Annotated in this window: 16 protein-coding genes and 1 pseudogene; 6 read left to right on the top strand and 11 right to left on the bottom strand. The window is 75.1% G+C overall.

Features of this window, described 5'->3' with window-relative positions; translation table 11 throughout:
* Positions 1-101: 101 nt before the first annotated feature.
* Positions 102-1,475, bottom strand: coding sequence for a D-inositol-3-phosphate glycosyltransferase (gene mshA / locus A6F73_RS18240; RefSeq protein WP_063348786.1), 1,374 nt, complete (start codon positions 1,473-1,475; stop codon positions 102-104).
* 215 nt (positions 1,476-1,690) lie between these two features.
* Here mshA and A6F73_RS18235 point away from each other — a divergent pair, with 215 nt between their 5' ends.
* Together A6F73_RS18235 and A6F73_RS18230 are read left to right on the top strand one after the other, a co-directional pair.
* The gene (locus A6F73_RS18235) at positions 1,691-2,521 is read left to right on the top strand and encodes a hypothetical protein (RefSeq protein ID WP_063348785.1); all 831 of its coding nucleotides are present in this window, start codon (positions 1,691-1,693) and stop codon (positions 2,519-2,521) included.
* A 454-nt stretch (positions 2,522-2,975) separates the two neighbouring features.
* Positions 2,976-4,466, top strand: a complete 1,491-nt coding sequence (locus A6F73_RS18230; RefSeq protein WP_063348784.1) for a SpoIIE family protein phosphatase — start codon at positions 2,976-2,978, stop codon at positions 4,464-4,466.
* A gap of 110 nt (positions 4,467-4,576) precedes the next feature.
* Here A6F73_RS18230 and A6F73_RS18225 read toward each other — a convergent pair whose 3' ends face one another.
* The 7 genes from A6F73_RS18225 to A6F73_RS44055 all read right to left on the bottom strand — a co-directional run bounded on the left by A6F73_RS18225 (position 4,577) and on the right by A6F73_RS44055 (position 11,755).
* The gene (locus A6F73_RS18225) at positions 4,577-4,927 is read right to left on the bottom strand and encodes a DUF2516 family protein (RefSeq protein WP_063348783.1); all 351 of its coding nucleotides are present in this window, start codon (positions 4,925-4,927) and stop codon (positions 4,577-4,579) included.
* A gap of 123 nt (positions 4,928-5,050) precedes the next feature.
* Entirely contained in the window at positions 5,051-5,659 is a 609-nt protein-coding gene (locus A6F73_RS18220; RefSeq protein ID WP_063348782.1) for a hypothetical protein, read from the bottom strand.
* Between the two features lie 2 nt (positions 5,660-5,661).
* Positions 5,662-6,126 (bottom strand): helix-turn-helix transcriptional regulator, encoded by a 465-nt coding sequence (locus A6F73_RS18215; protein WP_079135790.1) that lies wholly within the window; start codon positions 6,124-6,126, stop codon positions 5,662-5,664.
* A 69-nt stretch (positions 6,127-6,195) separates the two neighbouring features.
* Positions 6,196-7,323, bottom strand: coding sequence for a MerR family transcriptional regulator (locus A6F73_RS18210; RefSeq protein WP_063348780.1), 1,128 nt, complete (start codon positions 7,321-7,323; stop codon positions 6,196-6,198).
* A gap of 34 nt (positions 7,324-7,357) precedes the next feature.
* Positions 7,358-8,251: an RNA polymerase sigma-70 factor gene (locus A6F73_RS18205; protein ID WP_063348779.1), complete on the bottom strand. Its 894-nt coding sequence runs from the start codon at positions 8,249-8,251 to the stop codon at positions 7,358-7,360.
* A gap of 43 nt (positions 8,252-8,294) precedes the next feature.
* A complete protein-coding gene (locus A6F73_RS18200) occupies positions 8,295-8,561 on the bottom strand; it encodes a hypothetical protein (RefSeq protein ID WP_063348778.1) in 267 nt (88 codons plus the stop codon).
* Positions 8,558-11,755: a DEAD/DEAH box helicase gene (locus tag A6F73_RS44055; protein ID WP_063348777.1), complete on the bottom strand. Its 3,198-nt coding sequence runs from the start codon at positions 11,753-11,755 to the stop codon at positions 8,558-8,560. The genes A6F73_RS18200 and A6F73_RS44055 overlap by 4 nt, the downstream gene beginning before the upstream one ends.
* Before the next feature lie 182 nt (positions 11,756-11,937).
* On the opposite strand from A6F73_RS44055, the gene A6F73_RS18190 reads away from it, so the two are divergent.
* Positions 11,938-12,552 (top strand): YceI family protein, encoded by a 615-nt coding sequence (locus A6F73_RS18190; protein WP_063348776.1) that lies wholly within the window; start codon positions 11,938-11,940, stop codon positions 12,550-12,552.
* Positions 12,553-12,707: 155 nt separating this feature from the next.
* Here A6F73_RS18190 and A6F73_RS18185 read toward each other — a convergent pair whose 3' ends face one another.
* A complete protein-coding gene (locus A6F73_RS18185; RefSeq protein WP_063348775.1) occupies positions 12,708-13,670 on the bottom strand; it encodes a LysR family transcriptional regulator in 963 nt (320 codons plus the stop codon).
* 112 nt (positions 13,671-13,782) lie between these two features.
* Here A6F73_RS18185 and A6F73_RS18180 point away from each other — a divergent pair, with 112 nt between their 5' ends.
* A complete protein-coding gene (locus A6F73_RS18180) occupies positions 13,783-15,039 on the top strand; it encodes an MFS transporter (protein WP_079135789.1) in 1,257 nt (418 codons plus the stop codon).
* 10 nt (positions 15,040-15,049) lie between these two features.
* Positions 15,050-15,217: pseudogene (locus A6F73_RS18175) on the top strand (Appr-1-p processing protein); the annotation flags it as partial.
* Positions 15,218-15,234: 17 nt separating this feature from the next.
* Here A6F73_RS18175 and A6F73_RS18170 read toward each other — a convergent pair.
* Entirely contained in the window at positions 15,235-15,807 is a 573-nt protein-coding gene (locus tag A6F73_RS18170; RefSeq protein WP_244293431.1) for an N-acetyltransferase, read from the bottom strand.
* A gap of 194 nt (positions 15,808-16,001) precedes the next feature.
* Here A6F73_RS18170 and A6F73_RS18165 point away from each other — a divergent pair, with 194 nt between their 5' ends.
* Positions 16,002-16,868, top strand: coding sequence for a TetR family transcriptional regulator (locus A6F73_RS18165; RefSeq protein WP_244293430.1), 867 nt, complete (start codon positions 16,002-16,004; stop codon positions 16,866-16,868).
* A 77-nt stretch (positions 16,869-16,945) separates the two neighbouring features.
* On the opposite strand, the gene A6F73_RS18160 is transcribed toward A6F73_RS18165, so the two are convergent.
* On the bottom strand, positions 16,946-18,226 hold the full coding sequence (locus A6F73_RS18160; protein ID WP_063348772.1) for a GNAT family N-acetyltransferase: 1,281 nt from the start codon (positions 18,224-18,226) through the stop codon (positions 16,946-16,948).
* Positions 18,227-18,239: the final 13 nt, after the last annotated feature.

Below are 18,239 nucleotides of genomic sequence, written 5' to 3'. Positions count from 1 at the left end.
ACGTTACTCGGCGGTACCGGGGGCGCGCACCAGCGGTGCGGGCCCCCGGCCGCCGTGGTCGGGCCGCAGCCGACTCGTGGTCCGGCCGCATCAGGCCCCGGTCAGGCCAGCCGCCGCCGGGCGGCGGCCAAGCGGCCGGCCGGGCGGGCCAGGCTGCCGGCGTACACCTCGGCGGTGCCGGCCGCGGCGGTGTCCCAGCCGAAGCCGGCCGCGTGCCGGGCCGCCGCCGCGCCGCGCCGGGCGACCAGAGCCCGGTCGGTGACGTACGGCTCCAGCGCGTGCGCCCAGGCCACCGGGTCGTGGCCGTGCACCAGCGTGCCCGTCTCGCCGTCCCGCACCGCGACCGGCAGGCCGCCGACCGAGGCCGCCACCACCGGGGTGCCGCAGGCCTGCGCCTCCAGCGCGACCAGCCCGAAGGACTCGCTGTACGAGGGCATCACCAGCGCCGTCGCCGCGCGGTACCACTGCGCGAGCTCGGCCTGGCCGACCGGCGGGTGGAACCGCACCACGTCGCTGATGCCCAGTTGGGCGGCGAGCTTATGCAGGCTCTCCGGCCGGGCCAGTCCGGTGCCGGACGGACCGCCGACCACCGGCACCAGCAGGTGCTCGCGCAGCCCCGGGCGGCGCGCCAGCAGCTCGGCGACCGCCCGCAGCAGCACGTCCGGAGCCTTCAGCGGCTGGATCCGGCCCGCGAAGAGCAGCACCGCCGCGTCCTGCGGCAGGCCCAGCCGGGCCCGGGCGGCGGCCCGCTCCGACGCCCCGCCGGGGCGGAAGACGTCCAGGTTGACGCCGGGGTGGACGACGGCCAGCTGGTCCGGCCGGGCGGCGTAGTGCAGCGCCAGCTCGGCGGCCTCCTCGGTGGTGTTGGCGATCAGCCGGTCGGCCGCCTCGACCACCTGGGTCTCGCCGATCACCCGGGCCGCGGGCTCGGGCGTGTCCCCCTCGGCCAGCGCGGCGTTCTTGACCTTCGCCATGGTGTGCATGGTGTGCACCAGCGGCACCCCCCAGCGCTGCGCGGCCAGCCAGCCGACCTGCCCGGAGAGCCAGTAGTGCGAGTGCACCAGGTCGTAGTGGCCGGGGCGGTGGCCCGCCTCCGTCCGCAGCACCCCGTGGGTGAAGGCGCACAGCTGGGCGGGCAGGTCCTCCTTCAGCAGGCCCTCGTACGGGCCGGCGGTGACGTGCCGGACCAGCACGCCGGGGGCCAGCTCGACGGTGGGGGCGTCGTCCGAGCAGATCGCCCGGGTGAACACCTCGACCTCGATGTTGAGCGCGGCCAGGCGCTTGGCCAGCTCGACGATGTAGACGTTCATCCCGCCGGCGTCCCCCGTGCCGGGCTGGTGCAGCGGCGAGGTGTGGACACTCAGCATCGCTATCCGGCGCGGGCGGCGGCGGCCCGGGACGAGCGACTGGAGCCGGCCCCGCGCGGGCGCGGCGGGCTGGGCACGGCGTACCGAACGGACGGGGTGCTGGATCACCTGGCTGAAGCCTCCTCTGTGCGGCCCGTCTCGGCGGCCCGCGCACGGGCCGCCCGCTGTCCGGTGTGCGCTGCCCCGTCCCGGGCACACATCACCACCAGACAGCCAACCACCCGGCCCGCGTCCGGCATTCCCGCTCCGGCGGACGAGATGCCGGACGGGGTGACGTCCCAGGTCACAGCGGTGCCGACGCGGGCCCGACTACCCTTCCAGGCATGGCTGCCTCCTTCGACTCCGCGACCGCACCCGCCCGTGGGCGGACCGGACGGCCGGTGGGGACGGTCACCCGGGGCACCACCAACACCAATCGGCTGCGGCGGATGGACCGCTGGATCGCCCACACCCTCGGCCGCACGCTGCGCGCCGGCGGGCGCCCGCCGGTGGCGGTCGACCTCGGCTACGGCGCCGCGCCGTGGACGGCCGTCGAACTGGCCGGGCGGCTGCGCACGGTGCGCCCGGACGTCCGGGTGGTCGGGATCGAGATCGAGCCGGAGCGGGTCGCGGCCGCGCTGCCGTACGCCGAACCGCCGTTGCTCACCTTCCGGCGCGGCGGCTTCGAGGTCCCGCTGGACGGCGGCGCGCCGGCCCAGCTGATCCGGGCCGCCAACGTGCTGCGGCAGTACGACGAGTCGGCGGTGGCCGGGGTCTGGGAGCGGCTCTGCGCCCGACTGGCCCCGGACGGGCTGCTGGTGGAGGGCACCTGCGACGAGATCGGGCGGCGGCACGTCTGGGTCGCGCTCGGCCCGGAAGGGCCCCGGACGGTGACCTTCGCGGCCCGGCTGGGCGGCCTCGGCCAGCCCTCCGACCTCGCCGAACGACTGCCGAAGGCACTGATCCACCACAACGTGCCGGGCCGGCCGGTGCACGCCTTCCTGGCCGACTTCGACCGGGCCTGGGCGGCGGCCGCGCCGTACGGGGCGTTCGGGGCGCGGCAGCGCTGGGTGGCGGCCTGCACGGCGCTGGCGGGCGACTGGCCGCTGGTGGACGCGCGCGGGCGGTGGCGGCAGGGCGAGGTCACGGTGCCGTGGAGCGCGCTCGCGCCGTAGCGGTTCGCACGGCCGGGGTCGCCGGCCCGGCACGGACCGGGGCCGGTGCGGGTGAGCGACTCGCCGCATTCACTCGAACGAGTTATCGAATACCACTGGCGTGTTGACGCCCCATCACGTCACCATGGACGCCGCCGGACGACCCGCCCGTACGCCGTCGCCGCCCGGCGCCACGGCGTCCACCTGCGGCCCCCGACATCACCCTCGACCAGGGTGATCCGCGTCACCATCGCCCGTCCCCTTTCCTTCCCCGCCACACGGGGATCCCAGCCGTCGTCCGAGTCAGATCACCGCACCGCCACCGGCGTGGCAAAAACCACAACGACGCCGGTCGGCCAGAGAAATCCCCGGAGATCACGTTATGGTCGCGAGAAGTTCCCCGGCGCACGGTGCCAGGCGGGCACTGCGGACGGGCGCTGACCGTTACGCACTCGGGGAAAGGGAGGAACCACCGATGCCCGCAACGGGAGACGGGCGGGCACCTGGTGCCACGAGCCTGTCGGGCGCCCAGGCCGGCGCCCCCGTTGACCATGCCCGCAACCGCCCGTCCCTGACCGGCCCGACGCCGGCCGGCCCGGTGACGGCCGCTCCCCCGATACCGCACCCCCGACCCCAGAGCGGACGCACCTCGGCCCCCGCCGCCGCGACCGCAGCCGCCAGCAGCACCGCGCCGCTCAAACTGCTGGTGATCGAGGACGACGCCTCCGACGCCCAGCTGATCAAAGCGGCGGTCGCCGACAGCGGCACCTCGATCGAGATCCACTGGGCCCGCGGGCTGGAACAGGCCACCGAACTGCTCGCCGTGTCCCCGTCCGGCAGTCGGCGCGGGCGCTCCCGCGGCAGCGATTTCAGCTGCGTGCTGCTCGACCTCGCCGCACCCGCCGACCTGCCGCACCCGTCCGACGACTCCGACGGCCTCGAAGGCCTGCACGAACTGCTCCGCCGCGCCCCGCACACCGCGGTCGTGGTGCTCACCGACGCGGCCGGCGCCGAACTGGGCGCGGCCGCCGTCGCCGCGGGCGCCCAGGACTTCCTGATCAAGCACGCGACGGACGGCCCGCTGCTGGGCCGCGCCCTGCGCTACGCCGTCGAGCGCAAGCGCGCCGACGAGTCGCAGCGCCGCCTCGTCGAGGCCGAACTGCGCGGCCAGGAGAACGCCCGCCTCCAACGCCACCTGCTGCCCACCCCGCTGCTCGACGGCGCGGGCCTCTCCTTCACCCGGCGCTACCGCCCGGGCCGCCGCCGCGCCCTGCTCGGCGGCGACTTCTACGACGCCGTCCGCACCGACGACGGCACCGTCCACGTCGTGATCGGCGACGTCTGCGGCCACGGCCCGGACGAGGCCGCGCTCGGCGTCGCCCTCCGGATAGCGTGGCGCACCCTCGTCTTCGCGGGCCTCACCGGCGAGGCCCTGCTGACCACCCTCCAGCACGTGCTGGAACACGAGCGGCGCAGCGACGAGATCTTCGCGACGCTCTGCATGCTCGTCATCGAGCCGGGCGGCGCCAGCGGCGGCCTCGACTCGCTCGGCGCCGGCGAGCCTGCCCGGCTCTACCTCGCCGGGCACCCGGCGCCGCTGCTGCTCGGCCGCGACCACCAGCCGGTCACCCTGCCCGCCGACCTCGCCGGTCCGGCGCTCGGCCTGCTGCCGTGCCACGACGGGCAGGCCGCGTGGCCCGCCCAGCAGCTCGAACTCCAGCCCGGCTGGCGGTTGTTGCTCTACACCGACGGGCTGATCGAGGGCCGGGTCGGGGCCGGCTCCCGCCGCCTCGGCCAGGACGGGCTGGCCGACCTCATCGGCGACCACCAGTCCGCCGGGCTCACCCGGGGCCGGCTCGTCGACAGCGCCATCGCCGAGGTCGAGGAGCTGAACGGCGGCGCGCTGACGGACGACGTCGCGGTGCTGCTGCTGGAACGCAACCCGATGCAGCTGATCCTCGGCTGAGCCGGCCGGAGCCGACTGGAGCCGGGTACGGCGAGGCCCGGGCGGGTGAACTCCCCGCCCGGGCCTCGCCGTTGCCTGATCGTTGCCCGATCGCCGTCCGATCGCGCGGCCTACCAGGGGCCGTACGGACCGGTGTTGCTGCGGCCGCCACGGCCGCCACCACCGGTCAGCTCCCGGATCGCCGGGCGCACGTCCACCATGTAGACGATCGACGCGACCAGCCCGGCGAGCGTCCCGATGCCGGTGAAGAAGTTCACCCCGAACAGCAGGTCCCAGCCGAAGGCGATCGCCAGGATCGCCAGCCAGAACGGCTTGGTCTTCTTGTCCGCCGCCCGGTAGGCGTCCTCACGGCGGGTGACCGCGTCGCCCAGGGCGAACAGCTTGAAGCCCAGGATGGCGACGGACAGCCACCAGATCGGGTTCAGATAGGCCAAGTCCAGAATCTGGGCCACTCCGCCCATCACGCTCTCCTCTGTCTCTCGCCTCCGGCGCTCCGGCCACCGCCCATCCTGGCACGGTCGACCGTCCGCTCTCCTGTCAACGTCCTGCGGTCACCGGATGTGCCCCGTCCGGCGGCCCTTCCCTCACTCCGCGCGGTCGGTGGTCTTCCGGGCGCGGGCGGCCCTCTTCGGGGCGGGCCGGGTGTCGGCGGCCGAGGTGTCGGTGGCCGGGGTGTCGGCGGCTGAGGTGTCGGCGGCCAGGGGGTCGGTGGCCAGGGTGTCGATGTCGTCCTCGACCAGCTCGGCCTCGACCGGCTCGGATGCCCTGGCGAGCTCCGATTCCTCGGCCGGCTGCCCCGGCCCGGCGGGCGCGCCCGGGCGGGCCCGGTCCACCACGACCTTGCCGCGCTCGGCCAGCTCGTCGTACGTCTCCTTGGCCTTCACCGCCAGCTCGACCGCGCGGCCGACCTGCTGGAGGGCGAAGCCCTGTGCCCGCTCCTGCAAGGTCCGCAGGTCGACGGGGAGCGTCGTGACGGTCTCGGTGACCTTGGCCTGCGCCTCGGCCAGCTTCGTCTGCGCCTCCTGGAACCGGGCGGTGGCCTTCTCCTGCGCGCCCTTGCGGTCCGCGGTGAGCGCCTCCACCCGGCCCGGCACCTCGCGCAGCTTCTCGTACGCGAGATCCCCGGCGCCGGCGATGGCGTACAGCGGGGTCGGGTCGCTGAGGGTCTTCTTGATCTCGTCGGTGATCGGCATGCTTACCGGTCCTCCCGGTGGGTGTTCTGGGTGGCTGAGCCGTCGGTCGTCGGGCCGGAGGCTGGTGGAACGCCGGTGTCGGTACCGGCCGCGGGCGGCCGCTCGGCCACCGCGCCCCGCTGAACGGCGTTCTCCTTCAGGAAGGCGTCGTAGACCGCGAGCAACGCCTGCTTCTGCTGCTCGTTGATCAGCGGATCGGCCAGGATCGAGGCCCGCAGCTCCAGGCCCTCACCGCGCCGCTCCTCCAGGATCCCGGCCTGGACGTACAGCGTCTCCGCCGAGATCCGCAGCGCCTTCGCGATCTGCTGCAGGATCTCCGCGCTCGGCTTGCGCAACCCGCGCTCGATCTGGCTGAGGTACGGGTTCGACACGCCTGCGGCCTCCGCCAGCTGGCGCAGTGAGTACTGCGCGTTCCGGCGCTGCTCGCGGATGTACTCGCCCAGCGAGCCGACGTTCAGTGAGGCCATACCCGCAGACTGCAACATCCTGCTTGCAGATGCAAGCAGGATGCTAACCACAGCAAACGGCGGGCGGGCTCAGCCGAGGTCGGGGACGCGGACCGGCATCAGGAGCGAGAAGGTACCCTCCCGGCCCGGCGTGCGAATCGCCAAGGGGGCGATCGGGCCGCCGAGTTCGAGCACCAGCTGCTCGGGGCGGCCGACCCGCAGGGCGTCCAGCAGGAAGTCGCGGTTGACCGCCACCCTCAGGTCTCCGGACGTGGATCCGGGGCCAGGCTCGGCACCGGCCACCGCCAGGCGGCCGTCCGCCGTGAGGGTGAGGACGGTGACCGCGCAGTCCGCGCCGTTCGGGCCGGAGGGCAGGGTGCGGGTGGCCCCGGTCTCGACGGCGCCGCGCAGTTCGGCGGCGGACAGGTCGATCCGGTGCTCCGGTTCGAGCCGGGTCAGCACCCGGTGGTCGGGGTAGTCGAAGTCCAGGGCGGCGCCCTCGATCCGGTGGCCGCCGGTCTCGGCCCGGACCAGGCCGCCGCCGAGGGTCAGCGCGACCTCGGCCTCGGCGTCGGCCGCGCCCGCGCCCGCGCCGAGCAGCGCACGCAGGGCGTCGACCAGGGCGGTGGGGACGATCGTGCCGCCGTCCGGCCGGTCGGGCGCCGTGGTGGCGGGCACCTCGGCGAGCGCCATCCGGTAGCGGTCGGTGGCGACCAGGCGCAGCACCGGGCCGTCCGGTTCGAACAGCACCCCGGCGAGCGCCGGCGTTCCGGGGTCGCCGCCGACGGCGAAGCGGACCGCGTCCAGTGCGGCGGCCAGCTCCTCGGCCAAAACGGTGAAGCGGACTTCGGCTGGGGTGGTGGTCATCGGCTGCTCCCTCTGGTCGGTCATCACGCGGATCAGGGAGAGCTCGCGGCGGGCGTCGGCGAGGCCCTCCTCCAGCCGGCGCAGGTGCGCGTCGAGCACCCGCGCGGCCGTGCCGGAGCCGGGCGCCGCGCCGAGCACGGCGCGGATGCCGGCCAGCGGCAGGCCGACCCGGCGCAGCCGGGCCAGCAGCCGGGCGTCGGCGAGTTGCCCGGGCCGGTACCAGCGGTAGCCCGTCTGCGGGTCGACCCAGGCGGGGGTGAGCACCTCGGCGCCGTCGTAGTAGCGCAGGGTGCCGACGCCCAGGCCGCTGGCGCGGGCCAGCTCGCCGATGCTGTGCAGCTCGCTCTCCATGCCGGTGACTCTGCGGGCTCGACCAGGTCGAGGGTCAAGCCCGGCCGGCGAGGTGGGCGAGCTTCGACGGGTTGCGGACGATGCGCAGCTCGGCGATCCGGGGCCGTCCGTCGGGCCCCTCGACGAAGTCGAACACCGAGACGGCGTCGATCGCGCCGTCCTGGGTGACCAGCAGCCCGGGCTGGCCGTTGACCAGGACCGGCCGGAGCTCGACGCCCTCGCCCAGCTGGCCGAGCACCCCGAGCAGGAAGCGGGCGACGTTGTCGGCGCCGGTGACCGGGCGCAGCGCGGCGCGGACCACGCCGCCACCGTCGGTCCAGGAGGTGACGTCGGGGGCGAGCAGGTCCAGCATCCGGTTGAGGTCGCCGCCGACGCAGGCCGCGAGGAACTCGTCGGTGGCGCGGCGGCGCAGCTCCGGCGGGGCGTCGTAGCGCAGCCGACGGGCCCGGACATGCGCCTTGGCCCGGCTGCCGACCTGCCGGCAGGCGGCCTCGGTGCGCTCCAGCGCCTCGGCGATCTCCCGGTAGGAGAAGCCGAAGGCCTCCTTGAGGACGAAGACGGCCCGCTCCAGCGGGGACAGGCTCTCCAGCACCACCAGCAGGGCGAACGAGACCGTCTCGGCGCGCTCGACGTCGGCGGTCGCGTCCGGCTCGGCGACCAGCGGCTCGGGCAGCCAGGGGCCGACGTAGGCCTCGCGGCGGACGGCGGCCGAGTCGAGCCGGTTGAGCGCGAGGTTGGTGACCGTCCGGGCCAGGTAGCCGCCCGGGTTGGCGACCGGGCCGGTGACCCCGCTCCAGCGCAGCCAGGTGTCCTGGACCAGGTCCTCGGCGTCGGCGACGCTGCCGAGCATCCGGTAGGCGATACCGAAGATCATCCGGCGGTGCCGCTCGAAGTCGTCGAGGGCGGGGTCGGCGAGGGTGTCGGTCACCGCTCCGACGCTACCGCACGGGCGGCGGCGGGCCGAGGCCTCGTCAGCCGCGGAACGCCTCGTACGCGGGGGCGAGCAGGGTGGCGAGGTCGCGGCCGCGCACGGTGACGCCGGAGCGGCCGAGGCGGCGCAGCGAGGGCTCGTCGGGCTCCTCCTCGGGCCCGGGCGGGGCCGGGCGCAGGGTGAAGCCGCCGCCCCAGTAGGCGGCGACGTTCACGGCGGGGGCGTTCGCGGCGGGGGCGTTACCGGGTTGGGCGTCCCCGGCCGGGGCGTTTCCCGGCGGGACGGGGGCAGGGTGGCCGGGTGTCATGCGTCCTCCTCGGCGACGGCGTCCTCACGGGTGAGCGCGACCAGTTCACGCAGCGCCTCGACCGGCAGGTCGGTGAGCCAGCGCTCCCCCTCCCCCACCACCGCTGCGGCCAACGAGCGCTTGGCGGCGAGGAGTTCGTCGATCCGCTCCTCGACGGTGCCGACGCAGACCAGTCGGCGGACCTGGACGTCCCGGCGCTGGCCGATCCGGAACGCGCGGTCCGTGGCCTGCTCCTCGACCGCCGGGTTCCACCAACGGTCCAGGTGGATCACCTGGTTGGCGGCGGTCAGGTTGAGGCCGGTGCCGCCGGCCCGCAGCGAGAGCAGGAACACCCTTGGCCCGTCCGGGGACTGGAAGCGCTCGACCATCTCCTCACGGCGGGCCCGGGGGACGCCGCCGTGCAGGTAGAGCACCTCCTCGCCGAGCCGGCGGGCCAGGTACGGGCGGAGCATCGTGCCGAACTCGGCGTACTGGGTGAAGACCAGCGTCCGGTCGCCCTCGGCCAGCGCCTCCTCCAGCAGCTCCGCCAGCCGGGCCACCTTGCCCGAGCGCTCGCCCAACGCCGAGCCGTCGTGCAGCAGTTGGGCCGGATGGTTGCACACCTGCTTGAGCTTGCCGATCGCGGCCAGCACGGTGCCGCGCCGCTCCACACCCCGGATCCCCTCGACCCGCTGCAGCAGGTCGGCCACCACGGCCTGGTAGAGGCCCGCCTGCTCGGCGGTGAGGCTGCACCAGACGGTCATCTCCTGCTTGGCCGGCAGCTCGGCGGCCACCGCCGGGTCGGACTTGAGCCGGCGCAGCACGAACGGGGCGGTACGGCGCTGGAGTTCGGCGGTGCGCTCGGGGCTGCGGTGCAGTTCGACCGGGATCGCGTAGCGCTCCTTGAAACGCTCGGCCGGGCCGAGCAGCCCGGGGTTGGCGAAGTCCAGGACGGCGTGCAGTTCGGCGAGCCGGTTCTCCACCGGGGTGCCGGTCAGGGCGATCCGGTGGCGGGTGACGGGCAGCGCGCGGACGGCCCGGGACTGGGCGGTACCGGCGTTCTTGACGTACTGCGCCTCGTCGGCGACCACCCGGCGCCAGCGGATCGCCCGCAGCGCGGCGAGGTCGCGCTGGACCAGCCCGTAGGTGGTGATGACGAGGTCCACGCCCCGTACGGCGTCGGCGAGTTGGTCGGCGCCGAGGCGGCCGGAGCCGTGGTGGACGTGGCGCCGCAGGGCGGGGGCGAAGCGCTCGGCCTCGCGCTGCCAGTTGCCGACCAGGGACATCGGGCAGACCAGCAGGGTGGGGCCGGCCGCGCCCTCGGCCTGCTCGGCGGCCAGCAGGGCGAGCGTCTGGACGGTCTTGCCGAGGCCCATGTCGTCGGCCAGCACGGCCCCGAGGCCGAGCCCGGCCATCGCCCGCAGCCAGGCCAGGCCGCGCTCCTGGTAGGGGCGCAGGGTGGCCCGGAAGTCGGGCGGCAGCGCGGGGGCGGGGGCCGGAGCGGCGCGCCCGGCCAGCAGGTCGCCGAGCGGGCCGTCCGCGCGGACGGCGGTGACGGGCAGCCCGGCGACGGTCGCCTCCGGGTCGAGGGCCAGCCGCAGCAGGTCGGCGGTGGCCAGCACGCCGTCGCGCCGGTCGGCGAGGAAGGCGAGCGCGGCGGCGATCTGCTCCGGGTCGGCCTCCAGCCAGGTGCCGCGCACCCGGACCAACCCCTGCTTGGCGGCGGCGAGTTCGGCCAGTTCCTGCTCGGTGAGTGGCGCCCCCTCCGGGCCGAGCGCGGCCTGCCAGCGGAAGGCGACCACGGCGTCCCGGTCCACCTGGGAGGCGACGGCGAGCGTGCCCGGCGCGGGCGGGGTGGTGGCCCGCAGGGCGAGCCCGAGCCTGGGCCGGCGGCGCCACCAGGCGGGCAGCAGCACGCCGAAGCCGCCCTCGGCGAGGGCGGGCGCGGCGGTGCGCAGGAAGTCCAGCGCGCCGGCCCGGTCGAGCGGCAGGGCGGCCGGGCGGGAGCGGTGCCGCAGGCCGTCCAGGGCCGGCCAGCGGTGGGCGGCGCGGGCCAGCTCGGTGACCAGGACGTCGGCCGGGTCCGGCGCCTTGCGGGCCAGCGCGGCGTGGGCGGCGCCGCCTTCGTGCAGGTCGGCGGCGCGGACCAGCAGGGAGGGCTCGTCGACGGCCTGGAGCAGGAACTCCAGCTGCCAGGCGTCGTCGGAGGGCCGGCCCTCGGGGTCGTCCGGGTCGGGCCCGAGCGGCTCCAGCAGGCGGAAGCAGAGCCGGAGCGCGGGCGCGGTGGGCTCGGCGGCGGCGTACCAGGCGGCGAGTCGGCGGCGCAGTTCGGCGAAGCCCTCGGACCGGACGTCCGTGAGGCCGCCGTCCGGGGTGGTCAGGGCGTGCAGCCAGCGTTCGGCGGCGGTCCCCACCGCGGCGGCCGTCGTGGCGTCGGCTGGAGCGCCACCGGTTCGGGCGTCGCCGGTCCGGGTGTCGCCCGGGCCCAGCGGGGGCGTGCCGGCCAGGGCGGCCCGGGCCTCGGCGTCCACCAGTGCGCCCAGCGCGGCGTCCAGCAGGGCCTCGCCGGTGCCGGCGCCGGCCGCCGGCCACTCCCCCAGCAGGACGGGCGGGCAGCCGTCCGCCAGTGCGGCGGCCTCCCGGCGGCCCGCCGGGGTGGGGTCGGGCCGCCAGCGGGCCTGCGGGCAGCCGTCCGCCAGGACGGGCAGCGGCAGCACCCGGCCCCGGCCGACCGTTCGCCAGGCGAGGTCGTGCACGCCGGTCAGCCAGCGCAGCGAGGGGCCCTGGACGACCTCGACGCGCCCGGTGCCGGGCAGATCGGTGCTGGTGACGGCCCAGTGCGGGTCGAAGACCTCGCCGAGCAGTTGGGCGGCCGCCCCGGTGTCGAAGAGCAGCGCGGGGACGCGCCAGGGCGCCAGGACGGCCGCGCCCCGGACCGGGGTGACCGGCAGGTCGGGCGAGGGCGCGGGCAGGGCGCCGGCGGTGGGCAGCAGCAGGGTGGCCCAGCGCTCGGGGGCCTGGCCGGCGAGCCAGCCGAGGCCGGGCCCGATGCCGCCGAGGACGGCGGCGAGTTCGCCGGCCGGGCAGGCGTAGGGGTGGGCGCGCGGGGCCGCCCGGTCGGGGCGGGGTTCCACGGTGCCCGGGTGGGCGCGGGCGTCCTCGGCCCACAGGGCCAGCCGTCCGCCCGCCCGCCAGAGCGCGTGCAGGACGAACATGCGGGAGGCCTTCCGGTCGGCGGAACCGTCCTTCGCAGCCTAACCGGGCGGTCCGACAGTGCCGCTCCGCCAAGTCTTTCGCGAAACGCCGACGGCTGTGGTTGAAATTTGAACGAAAGCGGCCTACGCTGGAGCCAACAAGTTGAAGCCTAAACAAATGGCTTCGGACCCGAGGAGGAGCCATGGGCCTGTTCAACCGCACCAAGACCGCCACCCCCACCGCCGTCGCCGTCGCCGAGACCCCGACCGGCCCGGACCTCGCCCACCTGACCGGCGACTGGACCATCGACACCACGCACAGCGAGGTCGCCTTCTCGGTGCGCCACGCCATGGTGACGAACGTCAAGGGCCGCTTCACCGAGTACGACGGCAAGCTGCACCTGGACGGCAGCACCCCGGGCAACTCCTCCGCCGACCTGGTGATCAAGGTCGCCAGCATCGACACCAACCAGGCCCAGCGCGACGAGCACCTGCGCACCGGCGACTTCTTCGCCGCCGACACCTACCCGGAGATCCGCTTCCGCAGCACCTCGGCCGAGCGGCTGCGCGGCGACACGTACCGGATGAGCGGCGAGCTGACCATCAAGGACACCACCCGCCCGGTGGTCCTGGACCTGGAGTACACCGGCAGCGCCACCGACGCCTACGGCGCCGAGCGGGTCGGCTTCGAGGGCAGCACCGTCCTCGACCGCACCGAGTTCGGCCTGACCTACAACGCGGCCCTGGAGACCGGCGGCGTGCTGATCAGCGAGAAGGTCAAGCTCAGCTTCGACATCTCCGCCGTCAAGGCGGCCTGACCCGGCCGTCCACGACTGCCACCCGGGCCACCGGACCCGCCGCGCGGCCCGGTCCGCCCACCCGCCGCCCCTGCCGACCCCCGACGGCAGGGGCGGTGTCGCGTCCCGGCGGCCCCCGTCACCCGGCCCTCACCCGGCCGCGGCACTTGGCCCGGTCACCCGAGCAGCGCCGCGTCCGCCGCCGGCAGCCAGCTGCCCGCCGGCCGCCGCAGCCAGCCCTCGGCCGCACCGAGCCCGGCGGCCGCGGCGCCCAGTGCAGCCAGCCCCGGGTGGCGCTCACCGGGCCGGTGCACCAGGCTGACCAGGCTCAGCGGCACCGGCTCCACCAGCGGCACGGTCACCGCCCCCGGAATCCTCGGCCCGCCGACGGTGGTCAGCATCGGATCGCCGTGCCGGGCCAGGTAACGGGCCGTCTCGTCCAAACCCACCGGCGGCACGTACGGCGCGGCCGGCGTCAGGCCGTGCTCGCGCAGCAGGCGGACGCCGAGGTCGGCCCACTCGGTGGTGGCCGGGTTGCCGGCGCAGACGTCGACGGGGTGCCCGGTCAGCTCGGCGACGCGCAGCACCGGACGGCCGGCCAGCGGGTGGGTGTCCGCCATCATCACCGAGATCTGATCCAACCGGACCGGCCGCTGGGTGAGTTGGCCGCGCAGCGGGGCGGGCAGTCCGGCGAACCGGCCGAAGGACACGTCCAGCCGGTGGGCCAGCAGTTCGGCGGCGGCCGCGGCGAGGCCGCCGTGGAAGCGGGCCAGCAGTTCGCCCTCCGGCCAGGCGGCGCGGGCGCGTTCGAGCACCCGGTCGGCGGTGAGGTCCGGGCCGGTCACGTCGCTGTTGAGGTCCACCAGCAGCGGCCGGGCCGCGGCGCCCGCCAGGATCTCGTCGTGCAGGGCGAGGAGCCGGCGCGCCCGGGGCAGCAACCGCAGCCCGGCCGGGGTGAGTTCGACGCTGCGGGTGGTGCGGGTGAACAGCGCGTCGCCGAGCAGCCCTTCCAAGGTCCGGATGTCCCGGCTGAGCGCCTGCTGGGCGACGTGCAGCCGCCCGGCGGCCCGGCCGAAGTGCAGGCTCTCGGCGGCCGCGACGAAGCCGCGGAGCAGACGGGGGTGCAGGTCACGGGGCATGGGCGGCAGATTAACAACAGCCTGCTGTGAATGCGGCGGAACAGGTGTTGGACCGCCGCCCGGCACCGACGGGAGGCTGATGGGCGCCCCCCTCACTCTCCCCAGGAGCCTGATGCCCTCGCGCGCCCTCCTCACCTCCTACCGGCGGCTGTTCGCGGCCCCCGGCGCCGCCGCCTTCACCCTCGCCGGGCTGCTCGGCCGGCTCGCGCTGTCGATGAACGGCGTCTCGCTGGTCGTGCTGCTCGCCGAACGGCGCGGCTCGTACGCGCTGGCCGGCACCGTCTCGGCCGTCGGGCTGATCACCGGCGCGATCGGGATGCCGCTGCTCGGGCGGCTGGTGGACCGGTACGGGCAGGCGCGGGTGACCGTACCGGCCGCGCTCTACAACGCCGCCCCGCTCGCCGCCCTGCTGCTCTGCCTCCGGCTCGGCGCACCCGACTGGACGCTCTACGCCTGCTGGGCGGCCTGCGCGGCCGCGCCCAACCTCGGCGGCATGGCCCGGGCCCGCTGGGCACACCTGTACCGGGCCGACCCGGCCGCCCGGCACCTGGCCAACTCCCTCGAACAGGCCCTGGACGAGCTCTGCTTCATGGCCGGGCCCGTCCTCGCGATGACGCTCTGCACGGCGGTCGCCCCGGAGGCCGGGCTGCTCGCCGCCGGGGCGCTCGGCACCACCGGCGCCCTGCTGTTCGCGGCCCAGCGGCGCACCGAACCACCGTTGCCCGCCCGCGCGGAGGGCGACCGCCACGGCTCGCCGCTGCGGGTGCCCGGGCTGCGGGTGCTGCTGCTCGCCTTCCTCGCCACCGGCGTCGTCTTCGGCTCGACCGAGATCACCACCGTGGCGTACGCCGACGCGCTCGGGCACAAGGCGGCGGCGGGCGCGCTGCTGGCCCTGGTCGCGGGCGGATCCTGCCTGGCCGGGCTGGTGTTCGGGCTGCTGACGCCGCGTCGGTCACCCGGAGTGCGCTTCCTGTCCGGGGCCGCGGCGATGACCGGGGGGCTGCTGCTGCCGCTCGCCGCCGGACTCGGCGGGGCCGGACTCGGCCTGCTCGGGGTCGCGCTGTTCGCGGCCGGCACGGCCACCGCGCCGACCATGGTGACCGGGATGACGCTGGTCCAGGAACTGCTGCCGGGGCAGCAGTTCAACGAGGGGATGGCAATCGCGGTGTCCGGCATCGTGGTCGGCATCTCGGGCGGCGCGGCGCTCGCCGGCGCGGTCGCCGAGCACGCCGCCCCCGGCACCGGCTACGCCCTGCCGGCCTGCGCCGCCGCGCTCGCCCTGCTGATCGCCCTGACCGGGCGACGGCACCTGCACGCCGCCGGGGCCCCGGCGGAAAGTGCCGAGCGGACTGTCAGTACCTCGGTCTAGCGTTCGGGGCATGGCGGAAATCACCTATGTCCGAGGCGATGCCACCGCGCCGCAGGGCAAGGGCGTGAAGGTGATCGCGCACGTCTGCAACGACCTCGGCGGCTGGGGCAAGGGCTTCGTGCTCGCGCTGTCCAGACGCTGGCCCGAGCCCGAGGCCGCGTTCCGGCGCCGGCACCGAGGGGTGCCGGTGACGGTCTACGACGTCGGCTGAGCCTGCACCGCCTGCGTAGGCACCGCCTGCGCCGCGAGGCTCTCGGCGGGCCAGCTGTACACGTACTCGGGCAGCACGTACCCGCCCGGGAACACGCCCTCCTGTACCCGCGTCCGCACACCGCCCTCGCGCTCGTAGAAGGCGATCGCGCGGATGTTGTCGCGCAGCACCTCCAGGTACAGCTCGGCCCCGGGGTGCCGCTCGACGACGTGGGCGCGGGCCGCGGCGAACAGTGCGCGGCCGATGCCGCCGCCGGTCCGGCCGGGGCGGACGTGCAGATTGTCGACCAGTACCCGGCCGTCCGGCTGCGGGACGAGGTAGATGAACCCGACCGTCTCCCCGGCCTGGTCGGCGATCAGCAGTTCCGGCTCGGCGGCCGGATCGCCGTAGTCGACGGTCAGCCGCAGCTCCCACAGCTCGCGCCGCTGGACGGGCAGTCCGTCGCCGAGTGCCTCCGCGGGGACGATCCCGCGGTAGGCGGTGCTCCAGCTGCGGGCGTGCAGGTCGGCGACGGCCGCGGCGTCCTGCGCTCCGCCGCGCCGGATGGTGGTCTGCACGGGACTGATCATGTGACGAGCCTCCCACAGATTGGAGTTGAACATGTTCAAGCGAAACCTCTACAGCGCTCACATCATTTTGAACGCGTTCGAAATGGTGGGGGTGGTGGATGTGGCACCGAGCACGGAGGGGACGCCCGGTGCCGCGTCCACCGACACGGGTTGGAGCTTCGTCTCCGGTTAGGCTCGTGCCCGTGGACGACCTGGCAGCGACGAACCGAACGGACGGCACGAGCGGTGCGGCCGCGACCCCGGCCGACACCCCGACCGAACCTGCAGCCGACACCGCGACCGACCCTGCGGCCGCACCCGGTGCCGACAGCGGGCCCGGTACCGACAGCGGGCCCATGCCCGGCGGTCGGGCGCAGCCGAAGACCGACAAGAGCGAGCAGACCCGGGCGCTGATCCTGGAGACCGCGATGCGGCTCTTCCAGGAGCGCGGCTACGAGAAGACCACCATGCGCGCGATCGCCACCGAGGCGGGCGTCTCGGTCGGCAATGCTTATTATTATTTTTCGGCGAAGGAATTCCTAATCCAGGGATTCTATGACCGAATGACGTACGACCATGCGGCGGAGGCCAGGAATCGCATGGCCAATACGCGGAACTTTGCCGAGCGCCTGGAAATCGCGCTGACCTCCTGGCTCGACACGGCCGCGCCGTACCACGAGTTCGCCGCCCAGTTCTTCCGCACCGCTGCCGACCCGACCAGCTCGCTGAGCCCGTTCTCCAACGAGTCCCACCCGGCCCGGGCAACCGCCGTGGAACTGTTCCGCGACGTGTTGCAGGGCTCGGAGCTGGCGCCCAAGCTGGATGCCGAGCTGGGAGAGCTGCTGCCCGACGTGCTCTGGCTGCACCTGATGGTCGTGGTGCTCTACTGGGTTTTCGACCGGACCGAGGACACCGAGCGGACACGGGAATTCGTCCGCCGGTCCACCCCCATGGCGGCCCGGGTGATCAACCTCTCGCGTTATCGGGTATTCCGCCCGATTGTCCGCGATGCCAAGGGGCTCATTCAGGACTTCATCCTGCCGACCATTGGGAAAACCGCCGTCAAGTAACCCGCCCGCGGGCAGCTCGGACGCGCCGAGGGCCGGACCGCAGTAATGCGGTCCGGCCCTCGGCGTGACGGCGCCGCTCAGAAGCCGTCCGGGTTCCAGGGTTGCAGCGGCGTGCGCAGCAGCAGGTCGGCGGCGACCGCCGCGCCGGGGCGCAGTTCGGTGAGCAGGCCGGCCGCGAGCAGCCGGGGCGCCGTCTCGCCGCCCAGGTAGAGCGAAGCCAGCTCGGAGGCGTCCAGGGCGAGGTCGGCGTCGTCCGTGGTCCGGGCGCAGCGGCCGGTGCCGTCCGCGGCGACCTCGATCGCCCAGCGGCCGGAGGCGTAGCCGAGCCGGTCCTCGACCTCCAGGACCACCCGGCCGGGCGCGCCGTACGTCCGGGCGTCGAACGCGGCCGCCACGTCCAGCACCCGCAGCCAGGTGAAGTCGGCGTTGTCCACGTACGGGGTGGCGGCGCGCGGCTCCTGGAGCAGCAGCGGCAGCGGGTCGTCCGGGCCGATGTTCTCCGCGACGACCTTGCGCACCCAGTCGACGGAGAGGACGAAGCGCCACAGCTCGGCGGCGGTCGCCCGGTCGAGGGCGAGGAAGTCGGCCACGGTCAGGGTGCAGTTCGGGTAGCTGCCGTCCCAGGCGTCGTCGACCCGGTAGGCCACCAGGCCGGTGACCGTGCCGTCGGCGTCCCGGTGGACGGCCACGAACGGCTCCTTGAACTCGTGGCCCGGCAACTGGAGTTCGCCGGTGTTCCGCTTCCACCACAGCTCGTCGCGGGCGATCGCGCCCGGCTGGGTGCGCCGCCAGCGCTCGTGCAGGTCGGGGCCCAGCTCGCGGGCCTGCTCCATGGTCACGAAGTCGATCCGCCCGCCGGGCACGGTGGGCAGGCCGTCGCGCAGGCCGCGGGTGCGGTGCAGGTCGATGTTCCAGCCGTGGCCGCGGGTGGCCGGGCCGAAGCCGTAGCGGCCGTAGATGTTGTACTCGGCGGCGATCAGGATGGCGACCGCCGAACCCCGCTCGGCGGCGGCCGCGAGGTCGCGGCGCATCAACGTGCCGAGCAGGCCGCGGCGGCGGTGGGTGGCGCTGACCGCCACGGCGGTGACGGCGTCGGCCCGGACGGTGGCCCCGCCCGGGACGGTCAGCTCGACGTCGAAGCTGCGGAAGGTGGCGATGCAGCGGTCACCGTCGAAGCCGGCCAGCATCCGGCCCGGCTCCCACTGCAGGCGGCGGAAGTCGGCCGTGCTCTCCGCGTGCGAGCGCAGGAAGCCCAGAGCGAGTGCCCGGTCCCACGCGGCCACCTCGCTCTCGGCGATCGCGCGGGTCTGGAGGCCGTTCACGATGTCGACGGCCCCGTCATCGGTTGTGTTGCCCATCGGGCCACCGTAC

It is taken from the genome of Streptomyces sp. MJM8645, assembly GCF_001625365.1.
In the GTDB taxonomy this organism is placed as follows: Bacteria; Actinomycetota; Actinomycetes; order Streptomycetales; family Streptomycetaceae; genus Kitasatospora.
Note: the sequence above shows the minus strand (reverse complement) of the source record. Positions and strands in the feature narration are given on the sequence as shown.